Raw genomic sequence first — 23,939 nt, 5'->3', positions numbered from 1 at the left:
GGGTTAAGTGTGCCGCCCCGCAGAGAAAAACAGCAGGGCGCCCGCAAGGTAGCAGCCTGCGACGAGCGCAACCCCGGTCGTCGCAGGTAGCCACGGACCCGGGCCGAGCAGCAGGACGAGGGTCCCGCAGACGATGACGGTGGCACCGCCCAGTGCTCGGACCGATTGGGATGTTGCTGCGGCCTGGTCTTGGCTGGCGCTGCGGCCATGGTTTCTGAGTGATTCGGCCTCGGCCGCCCGCAGACGTTTGTCGTAGGTGCTGAGGATCCGGTAGGCCATCAAGGGGATCTCGGGCGTCTGGTCGGCGACGGAGATGACGTTGCGTTTGGTCCGATCGAGCAGCCCCACGACCCCGATCTGGTCTTTCATCCAGCGTTCCATGTAGGGCTTCGCGGTCGTCCAGAGATCCAGCTCGGGGTAGAGCTGACGGCCGAGACCCTCGATGTTGAGCAATGTCTTCTCCAGCAGCACCAACTGCGGTTGGATCTCCATGTCGAAGCGTCGCGCGGTCTGAAACAGTCGCACCAAGAAGTGTCCGAAGGAGATCTCGGCCAGCGGTTTCTCGAAGATGGGCTCGCTGACGGTGCGGATGGCGGACTCGAATTCATCCACGCGTGTGCCGGAAGGGACCCAGCCGGATTCCACATGCAGCTCGGCAACGCGCCGATAGTCGCGCTCGAAGAAGGCGAGCAGGTTTTCGGCGAGATAGCGCTGATCCTCGGTCGTGAGTGTGCCGACGATGCCGAAGTCGATCGAGATATAGCGCCCGGACGGCTCGACGAAGATGTTGCCGGGGTGCATGTCCGCATGGAAGAAGTTGTCGCGGAAGACCTGAGTGAAGAAGATCTCGACGCCGCGCTCGCCGAGCTGTTTCATGCTCACGCCCTGGGCCTTGAGGGTCGCGACATCGCTGACCGGGGTGCCGTAGATGCGCTCCATCACCATGACGCCCGGGCGGGTCCAATCCCAGTAGATCTCCGGGATGTAGAGCATCTCGCTGTGGATCCAATTGCGACGCAGCAGGGAGGCGTTGGCGGCCTCGCGTTGCAGATCCAGCTCGTCGTAGATGGTCTTCTCGTACTCGCGGACCACCTCGACCGGGCGTAGCCGACGCCCGTCCTTCCAATACCGCTCGGCGAGATGGGCGACGGTGTACATCAGCCCTAAGTCACCGCGGATGGTCCGCTCGATGCCTGGTCGCAGCACCTTGACCACGACCTCGGTCCCGTTCTTCAGACGTCCGGTATGGACCTGCGCGATGGAGGCGGAGGCGAGCGGGACGGGGTTGAACTCGTCGAGGACATCGTCGACCGAGCAGCCCCAAGACTTCTCGATGATGGCGCGTGCCTCGGCACCGTCGAAGGGCGGCACTCGGTCCTGGAGCTTGGCCAGCTCGACGGCCAGGTCGTCCGGCAGAAGATCGCGCCGGGTCGAGAGGATCTGCCCGAACTTGACGAAGATGGGCCCCAAGTCTTCCAGCGCGAGGCGCACGCGCACCGGATAGGAGCTCGGCAGGTCGCGTTTGAACCAGTGCCAAGGCGAGATGTACATGATCCAGCGCAGCGGCCTAAACAGATGGGTCGCGAGGATGACCTCGTCGAGTCCATGGCGCAGGAGGATCCAGTTGATGCGGAAGAGCCGCAGGGCCTCGCGGGGTCCGATCATGACGGAGTGCCGGACCCCGCATGTGTGCGAGCGAGGCGCTCGAGGCGTTCGATACGTGCCTCGGCGCGCTCGACATCGTCGCGCAGGATGTCGACCTGCGCGAGGAATGCCTCGACCTCGTAGCGGGTCGGGGTCAGGCGTGCCTCTTCCTGAAGGTACTCCTGAAGATCGGCGCTCAGGGACTCGGACGTCTTGCGTGCCCACTGCGCCGCTGCACGTGCTTGGTTGCCGACTTGGTGGGCGAAGGGGTCGCCGATCACGCGCGCGAGCTGCTCCTCCCAATCTACGTCGAGGCCGGCGATCGCACGGTTGAAGGCTTGTGCCAGGGAGGTGTCGCCCAGGATCTCGACCTCGCCCTGGATGATCTGTGTCTCTTTGCGCTCGGCCATGCTCATGCGGGCGAGGGCAAGCGGGGTGCCGCGGATCAAGCAGTCGGGCTCGGCATCGTACCCGCCGAAGAGCTGGAGGCGCCGGTCGCTCGGGATGATGGTCACGCGCGTGCCGAACCCCTTGAGCTCGATGCCGATGATCCGTCCTTCCAGCCCAGCGAATGCGGCTGAGCCCTCCGGGTCCAGCGCCATGTAGCGGTTCAGTGCCTGCTCGACGACGGCCAGCACCGCGTCCGGGATCTGGATGCCTTCGGTCACAGCTTGTAACCTCGGTGGATCGCGACGATACCGCCGCTGTGGTTGAAGTAGTCGCAACGCTCGAACCCGGCCGCTTCCATCATGGCGCGCAGCGTCTCTTGGTCCGGGTGCATGCGGATGGATTCGGCCAGATAGCGATAGCTCTCGGGGTCGTTCACGACCAGGCGCCCGAGTGTGGGAAGGACCGAAAAGGAGTAGAGGTCGTACGCCTTGCTCAAGGGGCGGCTGACCGGGTGCGAGAACTCCAGGATCAGCGCACGTCCGCCGGGTCGCAGCACCCGCTGCATCTCCACCAGTGCGGCCTGCTTGTCGGTGACGTTGCGCAGACCGAAACCGATGGTGACACAGTCGAAGTAATCCGACGGGAACGGCAGCTTTTCGGCATTGATCAGGGCGTAGTGCAGGTTGCCGACGCGTCCGCGGTCGAGCATGCGCTCGCGCCCCTCGGTGAGCATGGACGCGTTGATGTCCGACATGACCACCAGCCCCTGCGCGCCGACGATGCCGGAGAAGCGCTCGGCGAGATCGCCCGTTCCGGACGCGAGGTCCAACACCCGCTGACCGCGGCGCACGCCCGACAGCTCGATGGTGTGGCGCTTCCAGAGCCGATGGATGCCCAAGGACATGAGGTCGTTCATGAGGTCGTATCGGGAGGCGACCGAGTCGAACACCGCGCGCACGCGCGACGCCTTCTCCTCGACCGGAACCTGCTGATAACCGAAATGTGTCGTCTTGTCTTCGGACATGCTGTGTCCCTGCTGAACCGCGCTTGATTGGATCTGCACCGCTTCGGGGTCTGCTTGGCCTTGTCGCTAACAAGGGCCGTCGGCGGCGCGGTTCAGATCAATGAGTATTTTCGAAGGCCGATGCCCGGCTGGGGCGACGGCCGTGTGATTCGGGTCGGTCGACGCGACGCACGTCGGCGCGATCCCGAGCCGCTAAGTTTACAACAACAGCGCCTCGGATCAGGACGCGCGGACCTTTCGCTTCTGCCCGGCCTTCTCCAGCTCGTCGAGGTACTCCTTCCAGAGATGCTCCTGCTCGACGCCGAGCTTGTAGAGATACTCCCACGAGTAGATCCCGGTGTTGTGCTCGTCGTCGAAGTGCAGGCAGATGGCGTAGTTGCCGACGGGCTCGATCTTGTCGACCCCGACATCCTCCTTGCCGAGCTGCAGGACGCGCTGCCCTGGTCCGTGACCCTGGACCTCGGCCGAGGGGGAGTAGACGCGCAGATACTCGCACGGCAGGTTGACATGCAAGCCGTCGTCGAAGGTGATCTCGAGGATCCGCGATTGTTGGTGAAGATTGAGCTCGGTCGGTGTGGGCATGGGGTTCTCCGGCGCCCGCGAGGCCGCTGCGGGCGTTTGTGAGTGGGATGGATCATATCCGGGGGGGCGCCGATCGAAACCGCGTAGGGTCGGCCGGCGATCAGTCGATATGGGCCCGAGAACACTCGAAACCAGCATCGGCCGCACCGGACGCGGTTTATAGGATGTAGCGCGACAGATCCTCGTCGGCAGCGAGCCCCGCGAGGTTTTGATCGACATAGGCCGCGTTGATGGTCACCGTCACGCGATCCAGATCCGACGCGTTGTAGGACACGTCCTCCAGCAGCCGCTCCAAGACGGTGTGCAGCCGTCGCGCTCCGATGTTTTCGGTGCGCTCGTTGACCTGCCAGGCGATCTCGGCGAGTCGACGGATCCCGTCCTCGGTGAACTCCAGGCCGACGCCCTCCGTGGCGAGCAGGGCGCGGTACTGATCGGTCAAGGAGGCGTCCGGCTCGGTCAAAATCCGCACGAAATCCTCCGTGGTCAGCGCCTTGAGCTCGACGCGAATCGGCAGGCGGCCCTGCAGCTCCGGAATCAGATCGGACGGCTTGGAGAGATGGAAGGCACCGGAGGCGATGAAGAGGATGTGATCCGTGCGCACCGAGCCGTGTTTGGTCGACACGGTGCTGCCCTCGACCAGCGGCAGGAGGTCGCGTTGGACGCCCTCGCGCGAGACATCGGCGCCCGCCATGCCTTCGCCGCGCTTGGTGACCTTGTCGAGCTCGTCGAGAAAGACGATGCCGTTTTGCTCGACGTTCTCGATGGCGCGCAGCTTCAGTTCTTCATCGTTGACCCGTTTGGCCGCTTCTTCATCCTTGAGAAGCTGTCGGGCATCGCGGATGCGCAGCTTGCGACGCTTCATGCGACCCTGGCCGAGGTTCTGGAAGAGCCCCTGAAGCTGATTGGTCATCTCCTCCATGCCGGGCGGGGCCATGATCTCGACCCCCATCGGCGAGGCAGAGACCTGGATCTCGATCTCGCGCTCGTCGAGCTCCCCGGCGCGCAGGCGATCGCGGAATTTTTCGCGGGTTGCCGAGCTGGTGACGGAGCGGCTTTCTTCCTCGAAGCTGGACGGCGGCGGGAGGAGCGCATCGAGGATGCGCTCCTCCGCGGCGGCTTCGGCCTGTCCCGCGAGCTTGGCCATTTCCTGCTCGCGCGCGAGCTTGATCCCGATGTCGGCGAGATCGCGAATGATGGACTCGACATCACGCCCGACGTAGCCGACCTCGGTGAACTTGGTCGCCTCGACCTTCAGAAAGGGTGCATTGGCCAGGCGCGCCAGGCGCCGCGCGATCTCGGTCTTGCCCACGCCGGTCGGGCCGATCATCAGGATGTTCTTCGGCGTGATCTCCGAGCGCATCGGCTCCGGGATTTGGGAGCGACGCCACCGGTTGCGCAAGGCGATGGCGACGGCGCGCTTCGCCTCGTCCTGACCGACGATGTGCTTGTCGAGCTCCGAAACGATGCGTTGTGGGGTGATTTCCGACATCTGGATCTGTCCGTCGAGGGGGTCGCCCGGGTCGAGCGACCGATTTGGATGGAGGATTGGCCTCACGAGGCGTCGTTGCAGACCGCCGCCTGGTCAAGGAAGGAGTCGGCGGCGCGGGCCGAAGGCCATCCTTGCGGGAGACGATACCGGTTTCCGGCAAGGGGCTCGGCCATGGCGCGACAAACAGGCTTCACCGGTCCGTGTCGAGCTCTTCGAGCACCAGATTGTGATTGGTATAGATGCAAATGTCCGCGGCGATGTTCAAGCCCTTCTCGACGATCTCGCGGGCGCCGAGCTCGGTGTTCTCGAGCAGCGCTCGGGCCGCGGCCTGAGCGAAGGACCCGCCGGACCCGATGGCCATGAGGTCGTTTTCGGGCTCGATCACGTCGCCTGTTCCGGAGATGATGAGCGAAGTCTGCGCGTCGGCGATGCAGAGCAATGCCTCGAGCCGACGCAGCATGCGATCGGTCCGCCAGTCCTTCGCCAGCTCGACGGCGGACCGGGTCAGATGTCCCTGGTGCTTCTCGAGCTTGCCCTCGAAGCGTTCGAAGAGCGTGAAGGCGTCTGCCGTGGCCCCCGCGAACCCGGCGATGACCTGCCCTTTGAAGAGGCGACGGACCTTACGCGCGTTGCCCTTCATGACCGTCTGACCGAGCGAGACCTGCCCGTCGCCGCCGATCACGACCTTGCCGCCGCGCCGAACCGAGAGAATCGTCGTACCGCGAAAACTTTCCATCGTCGTGCTTCGCTGTTGTTCCGATCCCGCTATTCTACGGCATCGGCGGGTGAAACGATGCGCTTCGAGGGCGCGCTGTCGGGCTCGATCTTGGACTTGATGTCGGTCCGCACGCGCCGGTCGGAGCCATCGGCCCCCGGCAGTCGCCGCCTGTGCGGTGCCCTTCGCCCGGCAGGCGATCTCGACGGCGTTGCTGTCGACGGGCTGGTTCTCGGCAGCTTGATGTGAGCAATCCAGAGATGGCGGGGCTCCGAGCTAACTTGTCTCGATTCCTGGCTTCCTGCATCATGGCGCGGTGTCCCGCCGAGCTCTCCACGAACCGGTAGTCGTGCTCCCTGCCTCGACGTGCATTGCCGGAAGCTGCCTCCTGCCCATTGCGTTCATCAAGATCGATACATGCCCTGCAATCAGGCGATCGAATAGGCTAAAACATGCGTTCAGTTTGTAAGTGTGCGTCCCCGTCGTTCAGGTTTTCCGTGTAATGAAGGTCCTTATTGTCACCCATGGCTCGGCATTTCAGCCCGACCAGGTCCTGTCGGGCAACTCCATCCGGGCGTATTACCTTGGCCGAGGGCTTGCCGAGCATGGGGTCGATGTCGCATTTGCCTATCCGGGGTCACGGTCCTCTCATCGGGAAGGTCGCAGCGAACCCGGCGCTTCGGAATCCGATATCCGGTACTTCGGAAACAGCACCGAACTGCACGCATTGATTCGCGAGGTCAAGCCTCAAGCGATCCTGGTCGGTTATTGGGAGCTGCTGGAACCCTTCCCGTACGATTTCGAGATCCCGCTGATCGTCGATCTGATCGCTCCCCGGATCCTGGAGATCCTGTTTCAGGAGGGCGAAAATGTCGGTCACTATGCCGCTCGAATGCTGGCACAGTATCGCAAGGCGAGCCGCTTCATTTGCGGAACCCGGCGCCAGCGTCAATTCCTGATTCCCTGGTTGATCCTGGCTGGATTCGACTGTCGATTCAATGCTCCGATCGACATCATCCCGATTTCCACGGAGCCTTTTTCTCCCCTGCCGCGTCGTCGATCCTCGGATGAATGGGTAGTCGTGACCGGCGGCGTGTCCTGGCCCTGGCGGATGGGCGAGCGTTATCACCGATCCATCCGTGAAACGCTTGCCGACGGCTCCAAGATGCAGGGGAAATTGGTCGTCCTATCCGGAGGCTATGTTCACAAGGCGGCGTCCGGTGATGCGCCGGATGCGAATGGCGAGCCGCTGCCTGATCCGGATTCGATACCCAAGACCCCGGGGTTGCTGCCCTATCGCGATATGGCGCAACTCTTCAGGGATGAATGCGATATCGGGATCGAGTTGTCCGACTACAATATCGAACGGGATTTCAGCGCCTCGTTCCGGTCCGTCGAGTTCCTGCGCTGCGGCCTGCCGGTGATCTGCAATAGGACCCTGGATCTGGCTCGGGATCTCGCGGACTACGACGCCGGCTGGGTCGTCGATGATCCGGAGGATCTGCCCGAGTTGCTCGGCTCGATCTCCGGGGCGGCTTCCGATTATGCCCGGAAATCGGAAAACGCCATCCGTCTGGTCAACGAGCGCTTCCATTATCTGAAAACGATTCGGCCGCTCGTCGAATACCTTCAGTGCCCGGAGCCTCCCGCAAAACAGACGGATTGGCTTTTCATCGACGCCGAGCCCCAGCTTGCCAGGCTAAGTCAGGAGGTCCTCGAGCTCGATCGTCAGGTTCGACTCAGGGACGAATGGATCGACGAGCTGCGCCATCATGTGGAAAAACTACAGCATCGTCTCGACGAGGTCATCAACAGCACGAGCTGGCGACTGACCGAGCCGCTCAGGATGGCCTTGATCAATACGCGCAGCTGGGTTGGTTCATTGCGTCATCGTCTCTGGCAGGCGATCAGGCTGGCTTGGGAAGAGCCCGCGCCTTCGGATGCCTTTCACGCATCGGGCGATCGATACGCGGCTGCCGCCGATAGGGTGGCGAAGCCCGACGATGGCGAGCGCCGATCGGGCTATGTCGCAATCGTCTCGCGCGAGGATGTCTTTCCGACCAATCATGGCGCGGCGGTCAAGATCGAGCGAACCGCTTGGGGGCTTTCTCATTTTGTCGACGGTGTCCTTCTGATCAGCGGTGATTGGGGCCGTTACTACCTCTTCAAGTCCGGTGTCGCCGAGGAGCATCTCTTTCCGCGCTGGATCCGTCTGACCGGTCTCATGAATCGGTTCAGCCGCAAGAAGGTTCTGCGCTCGGGCATGCCGCTGAACGAGGCTTACATCTATCAGGCGTGGCATGATTGGAGCTACACCGCGAGGCTTCTTTACCTAGCATTCAAATACAGGATCATCCTCTACCAGGCCGAGTTTCCAGCCTATGCCAAGCCGTGCTTGCAGGTCAGTCGTTTGAAGTCGGCCAAGACCCTGCTCGTGGAGCACAACGTGGAGTGCGACCGCATCCGGGCGCAATATCCGGCGACGACGCCGAAAGCCTACGAGTGGTTGCGGAAATTGGAGATCGGTGTCTGTAATCAAGTCGATCAAGTGATCGCCGTATCGCAGCCGGATCGCGATCTGCTGATCGCGCACGGGGTGGAGCCACGGAAGGTGCAGGTGGTACCGCATGGTGTCGACCTGCGACTCTTCGATCGGAGCTATTCATTCGGTTTGCGTGATCTCTATGAGGTCCCGTCGAGCAGTCCCATCATCGTGTATCACGGGATCTACAGCTATCGACCCAATCTCGAGTCGGTCGAGTTGCTCGCGTCCGAGATCCTGCCGCGTCTGAGCGCGCGAGGGATCGATGCCAGGGTGTTTGCGATCGGTCCGGAGCCCCCCGCCGAGAGCCCGCATCCGGATGTTGTCTTCACGGGGTCGGTCGATAACCTCGCGCCGTATCTGAAGAGCGCCGACATTGCCGTGGTGCCGTTGCAAAAGGGTGGGGGCACGCGTATGAAGATCCTGGAGTATTTCGCCGCGTCCGTGCCGGTCGTGGCCACGCGCAAGGGGATCGAAGGGATACCCGCCGAACCGGGAATCCACGCCGTGATCGTCGACGATTTCGAAGGGATCGCGGACGCGGTCGTCCGTCTGCTCGAGCATCCGCAAGAAGCGCGAGCCATTGCCGAGCGCGCCAAGGCCTATGTCGACGCGTTGGACTGGACGTCGATCGCGAAACGCTATTTGGACCTGCTGAAACCGGAATCCGGCACATCGACATAAGCGGGAATCGACACGCGGATGAGGATCAAGGCCGGTACCGTACAACATCTCCCTCGGGTGGAGCCTATTGGATCATGACGACTCCCATACGCACGGCTCCAGGCTGGCTCGCGAGTGTCATCGGGCTCGTCGCGCGCCTGCGCCGGGTGATCTGGTGGACGTTGACGTTCGAGCTGCTGAATAAGCTCGACAAGCGACGCCTGCTGCGGGCCTTCGTCATTCCCAGGGTGCGCCCCGAATATCGGGTCGAGATCAGGATCCCGGATTATGTCAGGGAGTCCGCCGCGCCATACCAGATCGAGGAGTTTCGCGAGCTCATCGAGCGTGTCGATATTCGGGGGAAGCGAATCCTGGAGATCGGCAGCGACTATCATATGTGCTCGGCGCGCCTTTTCCAGGCGAACGGCGCGCGCGCTGTCGTCGGGACCAACATGGGCGATTGGCGCAGCGACGAGGCCCTGCCGGCGGGCGTCGAGATTAAGGTCGGCGATGTCTCCGACGTCGCATGCCCGCCGGAGAGTTTCGACATTATCTATGGGATCGCGGTCCTGGAACATATTGCCGATCTCGAAAAGGTTTGTCGTGCGATCAAGACCCTCCTGCGCCCCGACGGCGTCGTCTATCTCCAGGGTCAGCCACTGTGGTCCGGGCCGTCGGGCCATCATGTCTGGTATCACCCGGAGCCTTCCGCCGAATCCGCCGCCTCGGCGCATGGCCGGGTCGATGTGCCGGTCCTCTACCGCTTCGATCAGGCCGAGAGGAATCCGATACCCGATTGGGCCCATTTGGTGCTTGGTCCCGACGAGATGGAGGGGTTGCTGATTCGGAATGGCGTGCCGGCGTCGCACGCGGCCGGGATCACCCGATTCGTTTATAATCTCGGCGACGAGAAAACAGGCTCCAGCTCGAATTTTCAAAGTGCCGGCGCGATCCTCGACATATTGGCGGAGTTCTTCGATATCGAAGCGGAACGGATCCCTTTCGATATCGACGAGGAACGGATCCATTCCTCCACCAAAAAAAACACATACTATCGCCGGGCGCTTCGGCGCTATTCAAAAGAAGATCTTTGGACACAGGGCCTCAGAGTCTGGATGCGGCATAAGACGGAAAGTCGTGCTGCGTTTCGCATCGAGCGCGACGCGCTTGAGTCCGGCAACCCGGCATCCGGATGATCGACGCCTTGCCCCGATCACCGACCGATTCTCAATGATGGGACAGCGACCTTGATTCAGATCAACGAACCCGCGCGCGAATATGCAGCGCTCGCATCAAGCATCGAGGCCGCCGTCCTCGCCTCGTTGCGCAGTGGCCGCTGGCTTTTTGGCGAGGCGACCGAGGGTTTCGCTCGGGACTTCGCCCGTTATCTCGACGTGACGCATGTCCTGCCCGTCGCCAACGGAACGGATGCGCTCGAGCTGGCCTTGCGCGCCGTCGGGGTCGGCGCGGGCGACGAGGTTGTCACCGCCGCGAATGCCGGGGGTTACACCTCGATTGCCTGCCGGGTCATCGGGGCGACCCCGGTCTACGCGGATATCCTGATGCCGACGATGACCCTTGACCCGAACGATGTCGTCGCGCGTCTCTCGGATCAGGTGAAGGCCGTTGTGGTCACTCACCTTTACGGAAATCTCGGAGAGGTCGATGGGCTGCGCGTCCTGCTCGACGCGGCCGGTCGTGCGGATATTGCAATCGTCGAGGATTGCGCGCAAGCCCATGGCGCGCGGATGGGCGAGCGACTCGCGGGCAGCCTCGGGGATATCGCGACCTTCAGCTTCTATCCGTCCAAGAACCTCGGCGCGCTCGGAGACGGCGGTGCCGTGGCGACCGCCCGCGACGACTTGGCGCATCGAATCCGCCTGTTGCGCCAATACGGGTGGGAGCCGCGTTATCACAACGTGGCCGCCTACGGTCGCAATAGCCGGATCGACGAGGTCCAGGCGGCCGTGCTGCGGATCAAGCTTCAGCATCTCGATGCCATGAATTGCGCACGCCGGGCGATCCTTCAGGCCTATCGCGATGCCCTCCCCGAGGGTTATCGGCTCTGTGTCGCGGAGGGCGAGGCAACGGTCGGTCATCTCGCCGTGCTGCTGTGTCCGAATCGTGAGACAGCGCAGGTTCATCTGAACCGGATGGGGGTTCAAACGGATATCCATTACCCGACCCTGGATCCCGATCAGCCGGCCTGGCGCGATCTGCCGATGCGCTCCGGCCCTTTGTCGACCTCGCGTCTTGCGGTCGATCGCATCCTGACCCTGCCCTGCTTTCCCCATCTCACCCAAGCCGAGATCGCCCGGGTTTGCGAGGCACTTCATTCACTGCCGTCGGCGAGTCAAACTGATGCCGCAGCCCATTGACCAATCCATCGTCATCCCGGTTTACCGTAACGAGGAGAATGTTCCGGATCTCCTGAAGGCGCTGGAAACCCTCACCGCGTCGATCGAAGGCAAGACCGAGGTCGTCTTCGTCGTCGACGGATCGCCCGATCGTTCGGGCGAATTGCTGCGCGATGCGCTGGCGGGTTGTCCCTTTCCGTCGCGACTAGTGTCGCATAGTCGAAACTTCGGATCCTTCGCGGCCATACGAACGGGTCTCGTGCATGCGCGTGGCGAGCGATTTGCGGCGATGGCCGCCGATCTGCAGGAGCCGCCCGAGCTGGTCTTCTCCTTCTTCGAGATCCTCAAGCGGGACGAGGCCGACGTGGTCTTCGGTCATCGCGCCGAGCGTCACGATCATGCGACCAGCAAGCTCCTGTCGAATCTGTTTTGGGGCTTTTACCGGCGCTTCGTCCTGCCCGATGTGCCGCGGGGCGGGGTCGATGTCTTCGCCTGTAATCAGAAGGTGCGCGATGCGCTCCTGCGCATCGAAGAAAGCAACAGCTCGCTCGTCGCCCAATTGTTCTGGGTGGGATTTCGGCGCAAGTTCGCGACCTATACACGGCTGGCACGCGAGAAAGGCAAGAGTGCCTGGTCATTCAGGCGCCGCTTCAATTACATGCTCGACAGCATCTTTTCCTACTCGGATCTTCCGGTCATGGTCCTGCTGTGGACCGGCATCATCGGGATTCTCTTCTCGTTGCTGCTGTCGCTGCTGATCCTGATCGCGAAGATGCTGGGCTGGATCGAGGTGGCGGGTTATACGCCCGTCATGCTCACCATTTTGATCATGGGGAGTTTCACTCTGTTTTCGCAAGGCTTGATGGGATGTTATCTGTGGCGCACCCTGGAGAACACCAAGCACCGGCCACTCAGCCTGGTGTCGGACGAGCAGGATTTTCAAGGTCGAATCGAGGGCCAGCCTCATGACTGAGCAAGCCTATTTCGTTCATCCGGCCGGGATCTGCGAAAGCAGTACGGTCGGCGCGGGAACCCGTATTTGGGCCTTTTCCCATGTCCTTCCGGGTGCGCGCGTCGGCAGCGAGTGCAACATCTGCGATCACGTCTTCATCGAGAACGATGTCAGCCTCGGCGACCGCGTCACGATCAAAAGCGGCGTGCAGCTTTGGGATGGCATTCGAGTGGGCGACGATGTCTTCATCGGCCCGAACGCGACCTTTACCAACGATCGGTTTCCGCGCTCCAAGCGTTATCCGGACAGCTTTGCGGTGACGACCATCGAGGATGGCGCCTCGATCGGCGCGAATGCGACCATCCTGCCGGGTTTGACGATCGGAAAGCGTGCCATGGTGGGTGCCGGTGCTGTAGTGACTCGGTCGGTCCCGCCGAACGCCGTCGTTGCCGGCAACCCGGCGCAGATCATCGGCTATCAATCGGCGTCCGAGACCAAGCAGGCGCGTCTCGGCACGTTATCGGTCCTGGAGGCGAGCCGCCTCGCCGTCGATGGTCTGCCTGAGCTTTCGGTCAACGGGTGCACCCTGGTGCAATTGCCGGTCTTCAATGACCTGCGCGGCGATCTGATGGTCGCCCAATTCGATCAGCATCTGCCGTTTTCGCCGAAACGTGTCTTCTTTGTCTACCATGTCCCGAACGATCACGTGCGCGGCGAGCACGCACATCGCGAATGCGCGCAGTTCCTCGTAGCCCTCAACGGCGGCCTGTCGGTGGTCGTAGATGACGGTGTGGAGCGACAGGAGATCCGGCTCGATCACCCTGGGGTTGGTCTCCTCATCCCGCCCCTGGTCTGGGGCATCCAGTACCGCTTCTCCGCCGATGCGGTCTTGGCGGTGTTTGCGTCGCACGACTACGAGTCGAATGAATACATTCGTGATTACGACGAGTTTTTGCGTCTGGTGACCGCGCTTGAATCACCGACATGATGAAGCGGCTTTTGGGCGGGCACGGTCTGATCGGCGATGGTTTGCGGTTTGTCATCGTCGGGGCAGGCAATACGCTGTTTACCCTTGTTGTCTTCCAGCTGCTGCTGTTTTGGCTATCGCCTTTGATCTCCTATTATCTGTCTTGGGCGATCGGTTTGGCGGTCCTGCTGGTGGCTTTCCCGCGCTATGTCTTCAAAGGCAGCACCGCGACGGCGTGGCGTGCCGCATCCACGGTCGCCATTTATCTCGCAAGTCTCCTGATCGGCGGTCTTCTCTTGAACGAGCTGACCGCATTCGGGATGAATCCGCGTTTCGGCATCCTGATTACGATCGGCTTTACGACCCTCTTTAATTTTGCGGCATCTCGGCTGGTGTATCGGTTGATTCGGCCGGATCCGGCTTAAACCGCGCCCGGTGCGGCATGCGTCGTGTGTGGTTTTGGCTTGGCCGCGCCAGCTCCGACAACTGTCGGAGCTGGCGCGGTTTAAGGTATTAAAAGATTAACTTTTAAACCGCGCATTGAAAAGGTCGAAAAAATCCTTGAGCCCGACACAACATGAAAACGTCGCATATCACTCTGGGCGCGGTTTAATGGGGTCCGCCGATTCGGGACTCCGCGCTTGCTGCTCCGCCAGAGCGCTCAAATAGGCGGAGAAATCCAGTCGATGGCTGTTCAGGAGCTCGTCGCTCAGTGTCTTGGGGTCGAACGGTTCCCAGGCATCCTCTCCCGCATCGGGATTCGCGATGATCGTCTGCACCTTGCCCTGCTCGGCCAGGAGCACGCTCATGGTCGGATAGGTCCAACCCCAGCTCATGTTCACAAGTTGGCGCCCGGATTCGGGGGAGAGCTCGGCGAGGGCCTGCTCGTGAGAGAGAAGGCCGCGATGGTCATCCAAGAGGCCGCGAAAGCTCGCGATGTAATGCCGCCACTCGTTCGTTGCAGCGACATTCCAGCCGACCTGTCCGAGTGCGAGCGCAAGCACCACACCCGCGACGAAACCGGACTCGATATAGGCCTTGGTTTGGGCCGCGCGAAGCGAGACAACCGCCATCAAAAGCACCAACGGCGGGATCAGGATAGGGCCATAGCTTCTCGCGTCGAACTGCAGCTTGGCGGAGAGTGCCCGTTCGGAAATCAGCGGAGAGAGTGCGATGAGGAGCGCGGCTAGTGCGATGACCACCCACAGAATCCGCTGGACCTTCACCATTCCGCGGCGTGTCGCATAGACCCCGACGAGCAGGATGAAGCCGGCGATCAGGCCGAGGATTGCAGGTGGATTGTAGTAGCCGTAGCTCCGGATGAATGCCAGCGATGTGATGGTGGAGAAGTACGACAGAGAGCGGCTCTCGTAATATTCTGATTTCGGGACCAAGATGAATGAGAGAACCACGACCGTGACGGCGATCAAGAGTGCGGTCAGGGCAGCGAAATAGAGGCGGTCGCCGGTACTCTTCGATCGAAATAATCGGTAGAGCCCTGCCAGCGCAAGGAACGGCGCCATCAGAACGAAGGTTTCGTGGATGACGAAGATCGGTAGTGCGAGTGCAAAGACGAGGAGATTGGTGAAGAGCCCGGTCCGGAAAAACAAGATCGTAAAGAAGAGGAGCCAGAAATAGCTCCCGGCGAGCTGCGCCTCTCCGATTGCGGAGAAAGCGCCGGCCATGACGCCGGCGAGATAGTAGAACACCGGGAAGATGAAGAGATGTTTGTACTCTTTCGGGAGGACGAAATAGGAGAGTGCGACAAAGACGATCGGTGTCATCAACATCGTCAGGCCGTGAATGCGCGCCAAAACGACCAGGTCGTCGATGCCTAGTTTCATGGCGAGGATCGTGGCCCACTGATGCAAGGCGTAGGACGCGTTGCGTGGCGTCTCCCAAAAGAGAAACTTCTCGCCGGTCGCGAGACTCAGCAGATGAAAGGCCCCGTCGGCGTGGAGGCCGCGCAGTGCGTAAGCGCCGTAGGCGGCAGCGATTGCGCACAGCAGCATCGAAAACAATAAGACGAAAGATGTATAGGATCGGTTGGCCGACGGATTTTCGATGACGAACATGGTGACGGGTCCTTGTATTCCTTCAAGACATCAGCTTGCGCGCTGGCGAATGAATGACATCGGCGATCGGGCGATCGGGCGATCGGGCGATCGGGGTGCATCGCGTCTTCGAAATCCTGCCGCATCAGAACAGCTTCGGAATCAGGATCAGCGCCCAAACGACAACGGCAAACACGATACTCGAAAAGACCGCTGCGGAGGCGATGTCTTTGGCACGCGCCGAGAGCTCGTTGCGCTCCATGCCGACACGATCGACATTCGCCTCGATCGCCGAGTTCAGCAGCTCGACGATGGGGACGATGAGCAGGCTGCCGACGAGCATGGCGCGCTCCACTGCGGAGTCGCCGAGCCACACCCCGAGCGGGATGAGCGGAATCAGCAGGAAGACCTCCTGGCGGAAGGCCTCCTCGAGCTCGAAACACGCCTTGAACCCCTTCATCGAGTAGCCGAAGGCGTAGACAACCCGCCGCCAGCCCTTGGATTTTCCTTTGGTCATGAGGATCCTTGTTGCTGCCCTTGAGGTTGCCAGGCGAGATCGAGCTGACGCGCGGCGCGCACGTCGTCGAGTCGGCGCACCGGCATGGTGTGGGGGGCGGTCTTCACCAACTCGGGATTGGTTTGTGCCTCCTCCCTGATGGCGATCATAGCGTCGACGAAGCCGTCGAGATCCTCCTTGCTCTCGCTCTCGGTCGGCTCGATCAGCAGACATTCGGGAACCAGCAGCGGGAAGTAGGTGGTCGGTGCGTGATAGCCGTAGTCGAGCAGGCGCTTGGCGAAATCCATCGCATTGACGTCCAGCTCCTTCGACTCGCGCTTGAGCGTAATGATGAACTCGTGGCTGGCGCGACGTTGCGGGTAGGCGGCATCGAAGCCGGCGGCCTTGAGCCGTGCCATCAGATAGTTGGCGTTCAGGGTCGCGAACTCGGAGACGCGGCGCATCCCTTCGCGTCCCAGCAGTCGCGCGTAGATATAGGCGCGCAGCAGGATGCCCATGTTGCCGCCGAACGCGGTGAGGCGCCCGATGCTTTCGGGGCGCTCGTGCTCGGCGAGCCAGCGGTACTCCTCCCCGTCGAAGGCGACCAGCGGGACAGGAAGGTAGGGCTCCAGGCGCGTCGAGACTCCGACCGGTCCGGCACCCGGACCGCCCCCGCCGTGTGGCGTGGAGAAGGTCTTGTGCAGGTTCATGTGGATGACGTCGAAGCCCATGTCGCCCGGGCGCACCTTGCCGAGGATGGCGTTGAGATTGGCGCCGTCGTAGTAGAGCAGACCGCCGGCCGTATGGACACGCGCGGCGATCGCCTGGATGTTGCGGTCGAACACGCCGACCGTGCTCGGGTTGGTCAGCATGATGCCGGCGGTCCGAGGCCCGACGGCCTGCTCGAGCGCGGCGAGGTCGACGTCGCCGTCCGGTCCGGTCGGGATCTCGCGGACCTTGAATCCGCACATGACCGCGGAGGCCGGGTTGGTGCCGTGTGCCGCGTCGGGGACCAGGATCTCGGTGCGGGCGAGATCGCCGCGGGCCAGATGATAGGCGCGGATCATGGCCACGCCGGCCAGCTCGCCTTGTGCACCGGCCGCGGGGGCCAGGGAGACCGCGTGCATCCCGGTGACCTCTTTGAGCATCTCTTGGAGCTCGTAGAGGCAGGCCATGAAGCCCTGGCTGTGGGACTCGGGTGCCAGCGGATGCCGCGCCAGAAATCCGGGCAACATCGCCAAGGTGTTGCAGGCCCGCGGGTTGTACTTCATGGTACAGGAGCCCAACGGGTAGAAATGGGTGTCGATCGAGAAGTTCTTCTGCGACAGCCGTGTGTAGTGGCGTACCGCCTGAAGCTCCGAGACCTCCGGCAGGATTGGCCTGCTCCGACGACGCAGCGCCGCCGGAATGTCCGTGACCTCGGTCATGGCGAGCGGCGCCTGCGCGCTGGCGCGGCGTCCGGGTCGGGAGCGGTCATGAATCAGCATGGCAGTCGGCTTCGGTGTGTGAATCGAGTCGGAACCGCAAAGGCGCAGCGGCGCGATGCGAGGCGGCGTCCGGGGGCTCGGCGACGCCGTCGTCGTGCCGAGCACGGCCTCCATCCTAAACGCGGTCGCGCCTTTGCGATTCGGAAAGAACGCGCCTCAGAGTGCAGCTAAGGCCGCGTCGTAATCGGGCTCTTGGGTGATCTCGGGCACGAGCTGGGTGTAGACCACGGTGTTGTCGGCATCCAGGACCACGACGGCACGGGCGGTGATGCCGGCGAGCGGTCCGTCCTCGATGAGCACGCCGTAGTCCTTCGCAAAGCTGCGCGAGCGCATCATGGAGAGCGCAACCACGTTCTCGATCCCTTCCGCCCCGCAGAAGCGGCCCATCGCGAACGGCAGGTCGGCAGAGATCACCAAGGCGACGGCGTCGGATTTACCGGCCATGGACGTGTTGAAGTGCTTGGTCGAGGTCGCACAGACCGGCGTGTCCAGACTGGGCACGATGTTGAGCAGCTTCTTCTTGCCGGCGAAATCGGCCAATGTCTTGTCGCCGAGATCCTTGTCGACCAGCTTGAAGTCGGGTGCGGTGCTGCCGACGGCGGGCAGGTCACCGGAGAGCTGGACGGGGTTGCCTTGCAGTGCTGTTTGAGCCATGAGTCTGTCCCGATCGTTGGTGGTTGGATGTCGGATTCGCGTCTGTCGTGCTCACGGTGCCCCCGGTCTGAGGGCTGGCGTCGCTTCGTCTGTTGGGCCTCAAGAACGATTCAAAACAACCGCAACACGTAGGATGGGTAGAGCGAAGCGAAACCCATCCAGCCCGCGCCATGGGCATCAGACCGAAACCCGAGAACGCGGCGGTTTGGAGGATGGGTTTCGCTATCGCTCTACCCATCCTACGCGTTCATCAAGGTGTTCATCTTCTTTCTGAATCATCACTTGTTTGCGCTCGGCCCGACCGGCAGGGTCGGTCGTTGAAGCGGCGCCGCTGAATTTTTTGGTGCCGCCGATCATGGTGCCTGCGTTCGAGAGGCGATGATACGCCCGAGCTTGCTTGCGTAGGACTGCATCTCTTCCTCCGTTCTCAGCTCGGTCGCGCAGACCAGGATCGCGGGATCGAGCTCGGGATACTCCGCGCCGAGATCGCATCCGCCCAATATATTCTGCGCGGCCAGCGAGCGGAGAACGTCCGCCGTGGGCGCCGGCAGACGCAGCGCCTGTTCGTGAAAGATCGGACGGTCGAACAGGGGCTCCACGCCCGGCACCGCGGACAGCAGCTCTGCGAGCCGTCGGGTGTTGGCATGACAGGCCGCTGCGACACGCTCCAAACCCTCGGCACCCAGAAGCGTCATGTGGATGGTCGCGGCGGTGACCAGCAGCCCTTGATTGGTGCAGATGTTCGAGGTCGCCTTGTTGCGTCGGATGTGCTGCTCGCGGGCCTGCAGGGTCAGGGTGAAGCCCGGCTTGCCGTCGAGATCGAGCGTGCGCCCGACGATGCGCCCGGGCAGTTGGCGCACGAGCTCCTGACGGCAGCAGAGGAACCCGGCATAGGGTCCGCCCGAGGCGAGCGGCATGCCCAAGGGCTGCGCCTCCCCGCAGGCGATATCGGCGCCCGCCTTGCCCCAGTCGCCGGGCGGGGAGAGCAGGGCGAGCGCGACCGGGTTGACGACCCCGATGACCAGGGCGTCGCGGGCATGGGCCCAGTCGGTCAGGGCATCGACATCTTCGAGCACGCCGAAAAAGTTGGGCTGATTGACCACGAGCGCGGCGTAGGGGCCTTGCTCCGCCAGTGCCTCGATCGCGGTGTGTCCGCCACGCGGGTCGAACGGCACCTCGACCAGCTCGATGCCTTGGGGGGAGACGATGCTCTGCAGCGTGCGCCGATAGGCCGGATGCAGCGATCGCGGCACGAGGACCTTTTCGGACTTGACCTTGCGGTTCGCGCGCACGGCCATCAAGACCGCCTCGGCCAAGCCCGAGGCGCCGTCGTAGAGCGAGGCATTGGAGACGTCCAATCCGGTCAAGGCGACCATCATGGACTGGAACTCGTAGAGCAGCTGCAGGGTGCCTTGACTGGCCTCTGCCTGATAGGGCGTGTAGGCGCTGTAGAACTCCCCGCGGCCGGCGATCTGCCAGACGGCGGCCGGGATGTGATGATCGTAGGCACCCGCGCCGATGAAGCAGAGCGGCTGACCATCCGCGCGCGCGCGCGACTGCATCAGTCGGCCGATGTCCATCTCGGCCATGCCGGCGGGGATGGCGGCGAGCTCCCCGATCTGAAGCTCGGCCGGGATCTCGTCGAACAGATCATCGATGGAGGCGACGCCGACGGTGTCGAGCATCGCGGCGATGTCGTCCGGGGTGTGGGGTACGAAGGGCATAGAGTGATGAGTAATGAGTAATGAGTGATGAGTGGCTAGAAACAAATTTGTGAACAGTGGCTTAGCGACCGGAAAGCCGAAAAACCGAAGCGTGTTGAGTGTAACTCAGGTTCCCGGCCGAACCGCGGCCGGTGCGGTCGTTTGCAGTGCCTGCTCGGCTTGACCACCCGAGCGTAGAGGCGACTTAAGTCGCCCCTTGCGTCCCGACATTGCGTTCGTGACGACGTGTCCACGAACCACCCAACGCAGTCTATGCCTCTTCCTCGACGACCTGCTGGTAGGCGGCTGCATCCAGGAGTCCGGCGAGCGCGGTCATGTCGTTCGGCGCGAGGCGGAAGATCCAGCCTTCGTCGTAGGGGCTGTTGTTGATCGCGTCCGGGCTATCGTTCAGGAGCGCGTTGGACTCGATGACCTCGCCTGCGAGCGGCGAATAGATGTCGGAGGCGGCCTTGACCGACTCGACGACCGCGCAGGCCTCGTCTGCGTCGACTTCGCGCCCCTGATCCGGGATTTCGACGAAGACGATATCGCCGAGCGCCTCTTGGGCGTGATCGGTAATGCCGACGGTGACGGTGCCGTCGCCGTTGTCTCTGATCCACTCGTGGCTCTTGGTGTATCTCAGTTCGGCAGGGGCGTCGCTCATGGTTCTCTCCGATCAATCGACGGGTTGTCTGTGCGCTCGTCGCGCCGTTGCGGTCTAGGTAAACGATTCAAAAACAATCGAGACACGTAGGATGGGTAGAGCGTAGCGAAACCCATCCTCACAGCTCAAACGCTGAGTCCGCGCCCGGCGCGGTTTAACCCTGACCACAAGGTTCAGAGGGCGATAAGGATCCGTCCGTGTCGTACGAACGGCGGTTTGACGATGCGTGCGCTCACGGGTTTGCCGCGGATGTCGACCGCGCAGTCCGCGGCTGTGCCGGGCTCGACCCGCGCGAACGCGATCGAGCGCTCCAAGGTTGGCGAGAAGCCGCCCGAGGTCACCTCGCCAACCACGCGGCCGCCGGCGAGGACGCTCTGGTGCGGGCGCAGGACGCCGCGGCCGGTCAAGAGGAGGCCGACGAAGTCGCGTCGGTCGGGATGATCGCGCCGAGCATTCAGGGCATCGCGGCCGATGAAGTCGCGCTCCTGCGGCTGCCAGGCGATGGTCCAGCCCAAACCGGCATCAAGCGGGCTGACCGTCTCGTCCATGTCCTGACCATAGAGGTTCATGCCGGCCTCCAAGCGCAGCGTATCCCGAGCGCCGAGGCCGCAGGGGCGCACATCCGCTGCAACCAGCGCGCGCCAGAGTGCCGCGACATCCGCGCTCGGCAGCATGATCTCGAAGCCGTCCTCGCCGGTATAGCCGGTGCGCCCGACGAACCAGTGCGCGTCTTCGGCGGCGAAGAAGGGCCCGACCTGCATCGCCGAGGCGCGCAGCCCGTCGGGCAACAGCGGCTCGACGCGGGCACGCGCATCCGGCCCCTGCACCGCGATCATGGCGAGATCGTCGCGACTTCGGATGTCGACCTGCCGGCCCTCGGCCTGCGCATGCATCCAGGCGATGTCTTTCTCGGCCGTGCCGGCGTTGACCACCGCGCGGTAGCGCTCGGGTCCGCAAAAATAGAGGATGAGGTCGTCGACCACGCCGCCCTGCGGATTGAGCATGCAGGCGTAGAGGGCCTTGCCCGGTGCGGTCAGCTTGGCCGCATCGTTGGCGAGCAGATGTCGCAGGAAGGGCAGGGCATCCGGCCCCTCGATGTCGACCGGGCGCATGTGGGAGACGTCGAACATCCCGGCGGCGCGGCGCACGGCGTGATGCTCTTCGATCTGCGAGCCGTAGTGCAGCGGCATGTCCCAGCCGCCGAACGGCACGATCCGCGCGCCGAGACGCTCATGCTCCGAAAACAGGGGGGGGCGCAATCCCATCCGACTCTCCGTTCGCCTGGTGGCTCGCCCGGCGGGCTGGCCTGTTGAGTCGGCACCGCTCGCGAGGCGTCGACTTGGGTTCTAAAGGGCGAAGGAAGCGGGTGATGTGCGAAGGTTGTGCGGGGTCTGCCGTTCGGTACGGGACGGCGAGCCGGAATTCGATCGCGCTCGACAATGGCGTCATCCCCGGTACGGGGACGACGGAGCAGGCGCGCGTCGCTTTCCGGACTCATGCAGGCACAAGCCTTCGGGATCCACCCGGATCCTCGACACCGCCCCTCTGTCCCAGACCTGAGAGTTTGCAGGCGGCCGAACGGATCGGCCTCTGCTGCCCCTTCGGTGGGCCCCGACTGTCGGTGCAGTCCGGACCGCTCTCCAGAGTCGGTCGTTATTCCCGCGGTCCTTTTGCCTGAGCGATTCCGGGCAGTGTTGCGCCTTCGGCGCCGGCCGAAGCCGGACTCTCCCGCGGGACTTGACGCGAAACGGGACTATAAGCGCGGTTCGATCGGATTTCCAGCCATGGCGGTTGCGGACTTAAACCGCGCTCGGTGCGGTATGTGTCGTTGGTTGGACTGGCTTGGCCGCGCCAGCTCCGACAACCCTCGGAGCTGGCGCGGTTTAAGGTGATTCACGGGAAAGGAATGATCTGCGTGTAGGTGCGAATTTATTCGCAGCACTGCTGACACTTGCCTGATCCGTCTGTCCGGGTCCGTCGACCGCAGGTTGTGCGGAGCCGTGCGAGGCACAACCAACCGTCGGCGTAAGTTGTGCTTCCTATCGTCAGCACAACCTACGTGTATGGAATTGTCCCGAAACCGCGTAAATCGCCCGCTCTATGGAGCCTTCGCCTACGGGCAGGCGCTCTTATCGCCCGGGACCTTACCCGTCAACTGCAGGAAGCTGTCGAACGGACCCATGACCCCCATGGCCTCCATCTTGGGTCCCTTGAACTTGAGCTTGCCGGTCGTCATTGCGCCCATCGCGCCGCAGCCTAGGCGGCCCTCGCCCATGCAGACCCAGTCCTCGTCGGTTGCATTCATCAGGTAGTCGACCTTCGGGTCGAGCGTCGTGGTCTTCACCGCGCCGCCGTAGGTGCACATGGCCTTGCCGTCCTTGTCGCTGATCTGCAGCTCCACGCGACTGCCCTCGCCGCACTTGGTGCGGTAGAGCTGGATGACCTTGTATCCACGACCGGCGTTGTTTGCCGCCCAATTATCGCCGGATAGACCGGCGGTGAGGGCGCCGGCCCCGTTCCAGGCCTCGCAGGCGGACGCCGCCCAATCGGCGTCCATGAAGGTTGCGGCCTGAGCGCCGGCGGAGACGGTCAATGCGAGTGCCGGAAGGGCGAGCGCGATGCGGCGAATCATGATGGTGTCCTCGTTTGGTGTTGTATGCGGGCATCGAGCGTGTCCGCTGTTGGTTTTGTCTTGACTAGCGTTTCGATGCTAGTCGTCGCAGGGCCTGTGATGCAACTGCGGGGCGACGAGCTGATCGGGTCGCTCGCGGGGCAGGGCTCGTTCGTCATGTCGGCGATGGCAGCACCTGGCGCGGAGCGCCACGGTCCTCAACCCTTGTCGCGAGGCTCGTCGCTGCGGCGGCGGAAGCTCATGCCGCCGCAGTCCGCGCAGGGTGGGATGCGCCCGGCCTTGACGAAGTGTGTCTCGGCACCGCAGCGGTCGCACACCAGGGTGCCGGGGCCGGTGACCTCCCCGGCCTGATAGAGGCTCATCTGGCGGGCAACCTCGGCCCATTGGGCCAGTTGCAGGCTGGTCTGGTCGGCGACCTTGGAAAAGGCGTCCATCATGCGCTGCTCGATCAGCTGCAGGTCGAAGCGCCACCAATCGCGGATGTCTTGGCCGGTCTCGGCGATATAGTTGGCCGCGTCTTCGATGTCGCGTTTGACGTAGTCGGAGACCTTTTCGGCCTCTTCGCGGGTCAGCTCGCCGAGCTCGACCATGTTGTCGCGGGCCTTGTCGAGGATCTCGCGGAACTTGGGTACCGTTTCTTCCTGGGTCTTTTCGATGGTCTCGTGGGTTTGCTTGAGCATCCGCTCGTAGGCATCCACCAGTTTGTCGGTCGTCGTGCCTTTGTCTTCTTCGTTCATGATCCTCTCCGGTGGGTAAAGCGCGGGACAGCGGTTGCCGCTGCGTCAACGCCTGACAAGTGTCACGCAAAGGCGCCGAGACGCCGATCCCTTAAACCTAGGTTAAAGTGTGCAGCATGGCCGCGATTTCGCAAGGACCGGGTGCATCGGCCGGGATCGCCCCTGGTACCCCCTAACGCCCCGGGTC

Annotated in this window: 22 protein-coding genes and 1 riboswitch; of the genes, 6 read left to right on the top strand and 16 right to left on the bottom strand. The window is 63.0% G+C overall.

Going from position 1 to position 23,939, the window contains the following annotated elements; translation table 11 throughout:
* Window positions 1-3 precede the first annotated feature (3 nt).
* The 6 genes from ubiB to hslV form a co-directional block, all read right to left on the bottom strand.
* Window positions 4-1,665, bottom strand: coding sequence for a ubiquinone biosynthesis regulatory protein kinase UbiB (ubiB, locus tag BLV04_RS08530; protein WP_093030047.1), 1,662 nt, complete (start codon window positions 1,663-1,665; stop codon window positions 4-6).
* Window positions 1,662-2,312: a ubiquinone biosynthesis accessory factor UbiJ gene (locus BLV04_RS08525; protein WP_093030045.1), complete on the bottom strand. Its 651-nt coding sequence runs from the start codon at window positions 2,310-2,312 to the stop codon at window positions 1,662-1,664. The genes ubiB and BLV04_RS08525 overlap by 4 nt, the downstream gene beginning before the upstream one ends.
* Window positions 2,309-3,058: a bifunctional demethylmenaquinone methyltransferase/2-methoxy-6-polyprenyl-1,4-benzoquinol methylase UbiE gene (ubiE, locus tag BLV04_RS08520; RefSeq protein WP_093030043.1), complete on the bottom strand. Its 750-nt coding sequence runs from the start codon at window positions 3,056-3,058 to the stop codon at window positions 2,309-2,311. The genes BLV04_RS08525 and ubiE overlap by 4 nt, the downstream gene beginning before the upstream one ends.
* Before the next feature lie 219 nt (window positions 3,059-3,277).
* Window positions 3,278-3,640 (bottom strand): gamma-butyrobetaine hydroxylase family protein, encoded by a 363-nt coding sequence (locus BLV04_RS08515; protein WP_093030041.1) that lies wholly within the window; start codon window positions 3,638-3,640, stop codon window positions 3,278-3,280.
* A 157-nt stretch (window positions 3,641-3,797) separates the two neighbouring features.
* The gene (gene hslU / locus BLV04_RS08510; RefSeq protein ID WP_093030038.1) at window positions 3,798-5,129 is read right to left on the bottom strand and encodes an ATP-dependent protease ATPase subunit HslU; all 1,332 of its coding nucleotides are present in this window, start codon (window positions 5,127-5,129) and stop codon (window positions 3,798-3,800) included.
* A 190-nt stretch (window positions 5,130-5,319) separates the two neighbouring features.
* Window positions 5,320-5,865: an ATP-dependent protease subunit HslV gene (gene hslV / locus BLV04_RS08505; protein ID WP_093030036.1), complete on the bottom strand. Its 546-nt coding sequence runs from the start codon at window positions 5,863-5,865 to the stop codon at window positions 5,320-5,322.
* A gap of 481 nt (window positions 5,866-6,346) precedes the next feature.
* Here hslV and BLV04_RS08500 point away from each other — a divergent pair, with 481 nt between their 5' ends.
* The 6 genes from BLV04_RS08500 (at window position 6,347) to BLV04_RS08475 (ending at window position 13,750) form a co-directional block, all read left to right on the top strand.
* A complete protein-coding gene (locus BLV04_RS08500) occupies window positions 6,347-9,070 on the top strand; it encodes a glycosyltransferase (protein ID WP_093030034.1) in 2,724 nt (907 codons plus the stop codon).
* A gap of 74 nt (window positions 9,071-9,144) precedes the next feature.
* Window positions 9,145-10,245, top strand: a complete 1,101-nt coding sequence (locus BLV04_RS08495; RefSeq protein ID WP_093030032.1) for a class I SAM-dependent methyltransferase — start codon at window positions 9,145-9,147, stop codon at window positions 10,243-10,245.
* A 51-nt stretch (window positions 10,246-10,296) separates the two neighbouring features.
* Window positions 10,297-11,427, top strand: coding sequence for a DegT/DnrJ/EryC1/StrS family aminotransferase (locus BLV04_RS08490; RefSeq protein ID WP_175534546.1), 1,131 nt, complete (start codon window positions 10,297-10,299; stop codon window positions 11,425-11,427).
* Window positions 11,411-12,379, top strand: coding sequence for a glycosyltransferase family 2 protein (locus tag BLV04_RS08485; RefSeq protein ID WP_093030028.1), 969 nt, complete (start codon window positions 11,411-11,413; stop codon window positions 12,377-12,379). Before BLV04_RS08490 ends, BLV04_RS08485 begins: the two co-directional genes overlap by 17 nt.
* Entirely contained in the window at window positions 12,372-13,346 is a 975-nt protein-coding gene (locus tag BLV04_RS08480) for a WxcM-like domain-containing protein (protein WP_093030026.1), read from the top strand. The genes BLV04_RS08485 and BLV04_RS08480 overlap by 8 nt, the downstream gene beginning before the upstream one ends.
* Window positions 13,343-13,750 carry a GtrA family protein gene (locus BLV04_RS08475; protein WP_093030024.1) on the top strand — a complete coding sequence of 136 codons (408 nt, stop codon included), beginning with the start codon at window positions 13,343-13,345 and terminating at the stop codon, window positions 13,748-13,750. The genes BLV04_RS08480 and BLV04_RS08475 overlap by 4 nt, the downstream gene beginning before the upstream one ends.
* A gap of 168 nt (window positions 13,751-13,918) precedes the next feature.
* On the opposite strand, the gene BLV04_RS08470 is transcribed toward BLV04_RS08475, so the two are convergent.
* From BLV04_RS08470 to BLV04_RS08430, 10 genes are all read right to left on the bottom strand, one after another.
* The gene (locus BLV04_RS08470) at window positions 13,919-15,400 is read right to left on the bottom strand and encodes a hypothetical protein (protein ID WP_093030022.1); all 1,482 of its coding nucleotides are present in this window, start codon (window positions 15,398-15,400) and stop codon (window positions 13,919-13,921) included.
* A 124-nt stretch (window positions 15,401-15,524) separates the two neighbouring features.
* A complete protein-coding gene (locus BLV04_RS08465) occupies window positions 15,525-15,896 on the bottom strand; it encodes a diacylglycerol kinase (protein ID WP_093030020.1) in 372 nt (123 codons plus the stop codon).
* On the bottom strand, window positions 15,893-17,362 hold the full coding sequence (gcvPB, locus tag BLV04_RS08460; protein WP_093030336.1) for an aminomethyl-transferring glycine dehydrogenase subunit GcvPB: 1,470 nt from the start codon (window positions 17,360-17,362) through the stop codon (window positions 15,893-15,895). The genes BLV04_RS08465 and gcvPB overlap by 4 nt, the downstream gene beginning before the upstream one ends.
* Window positions 17,363-17,518: 156 nt before the next feature.
* On the bottom strand, window positions 17,519-18,016 hold the full coding sequence (gene tpx / locus BLV04_RS08455; protein ID WP_093030018.1) for a thiol peroxidase: 498 nt from the start codon (window positions 18,014-18,016) through the stop codon (window positions 17,519-17,521).
* Window positions 18,017-18,238: 222 nt separating this feature from the next.
* Complete coding sequence (locus BLV04_RS25865) at window positions 18,239-18,373, bottom strand: SUI1 family translation initiation factor (protein ID WP_281241826.1); 135 nt, start codon at window positions 18,371-18,373, stop codon at window positions 18,239-18,241.
* Window positions 18,370-19,740, bottom strand: a complete 1,371-nt coding sequence (gene gcvPA / locus BLV04_RS08450) for an aminomethyl-transferring glycine dehydrogenase subunit GcvPA (protein WP_093030016.1) — start codon at window positions 19,738-19,740, stop codon at window positions 18,370-18,372. The genes BLV04_RS25865 and gcvPA overlap by 4 nt, the downstream gene beginning before the upstream one ends.
* Window positions 19,741-19,990: 250 nt before the next feature.
* Window positions 19,991-20,383, bottom strand: a complete 393-nt coding sequence (gene gcvH, locus BLV04_RS08445; RefSeq protein WP_093030014.1) for a glycine cleavage system protein GcvH — start codon at window positions 20,381-20,383, stop codon at window positions 19,991-19,993.
* A 173-nt stretch (window positions 20,384-20,556) separates the two neighbouring features.
* Entirely contained in the window at window positions 20,557-21,648 is a 1,092-nt protein-coding gene (gcvT, locus tag BLV04_RS08440; RefSeq protein WP_093030012.1) for a glycine cleavage system aminomethyltransferase GcvT, read from the bottom strand.
* 387 nt (window positions 21,649-22,035) lie between these two features.
* A riboswitch (glycine riboswitch) is annotated at window positions 22,036-22,124 on the bottom strand.
* Window positions 22,125-22,496: 372 nt separating this feature from the next.
* Entirely contained in the window at window positions 22,497-23,015 is a 519-nt protein-coding gene (locus tag BLV04_RS08435; RefSeq protein WP_175534545.1) for an SCP2 sterol-binding domain-containing protein, read from the bottom strand.
* Between the two features lie 197 nt (window positions 23,016-23,212).
* Window positions 23,213-23,752 (bottom strand): zinc ribbon-containing protein, encoded by a 540-nt coding sequence (locus BLV04_RS08430; protein ID WP_093030010.1) that lies wholly within the window; start codon window positions 23,750-23,752, stop codon window positions 23,213-23,215.
* Window positions 23,753-23,939 lie beyond the last annotated feature (187 nt).

The organism is Thiocapsa roseopersicina (assembly GCF_900106925.1).
Taxonomy (GTDB): domain Bacteria; phylum Pseudomonadota; class Gammaproteobacteria; order Chromatiales; family Chromatiaceae; genus Thiocapsa; species Thiocapsa roseopersicina.
The sequence above is the reverse complement of the archived record's forward strand: the minus strand, read 5'-3'. Positions and strand labels throughout refer to the sequence as shown.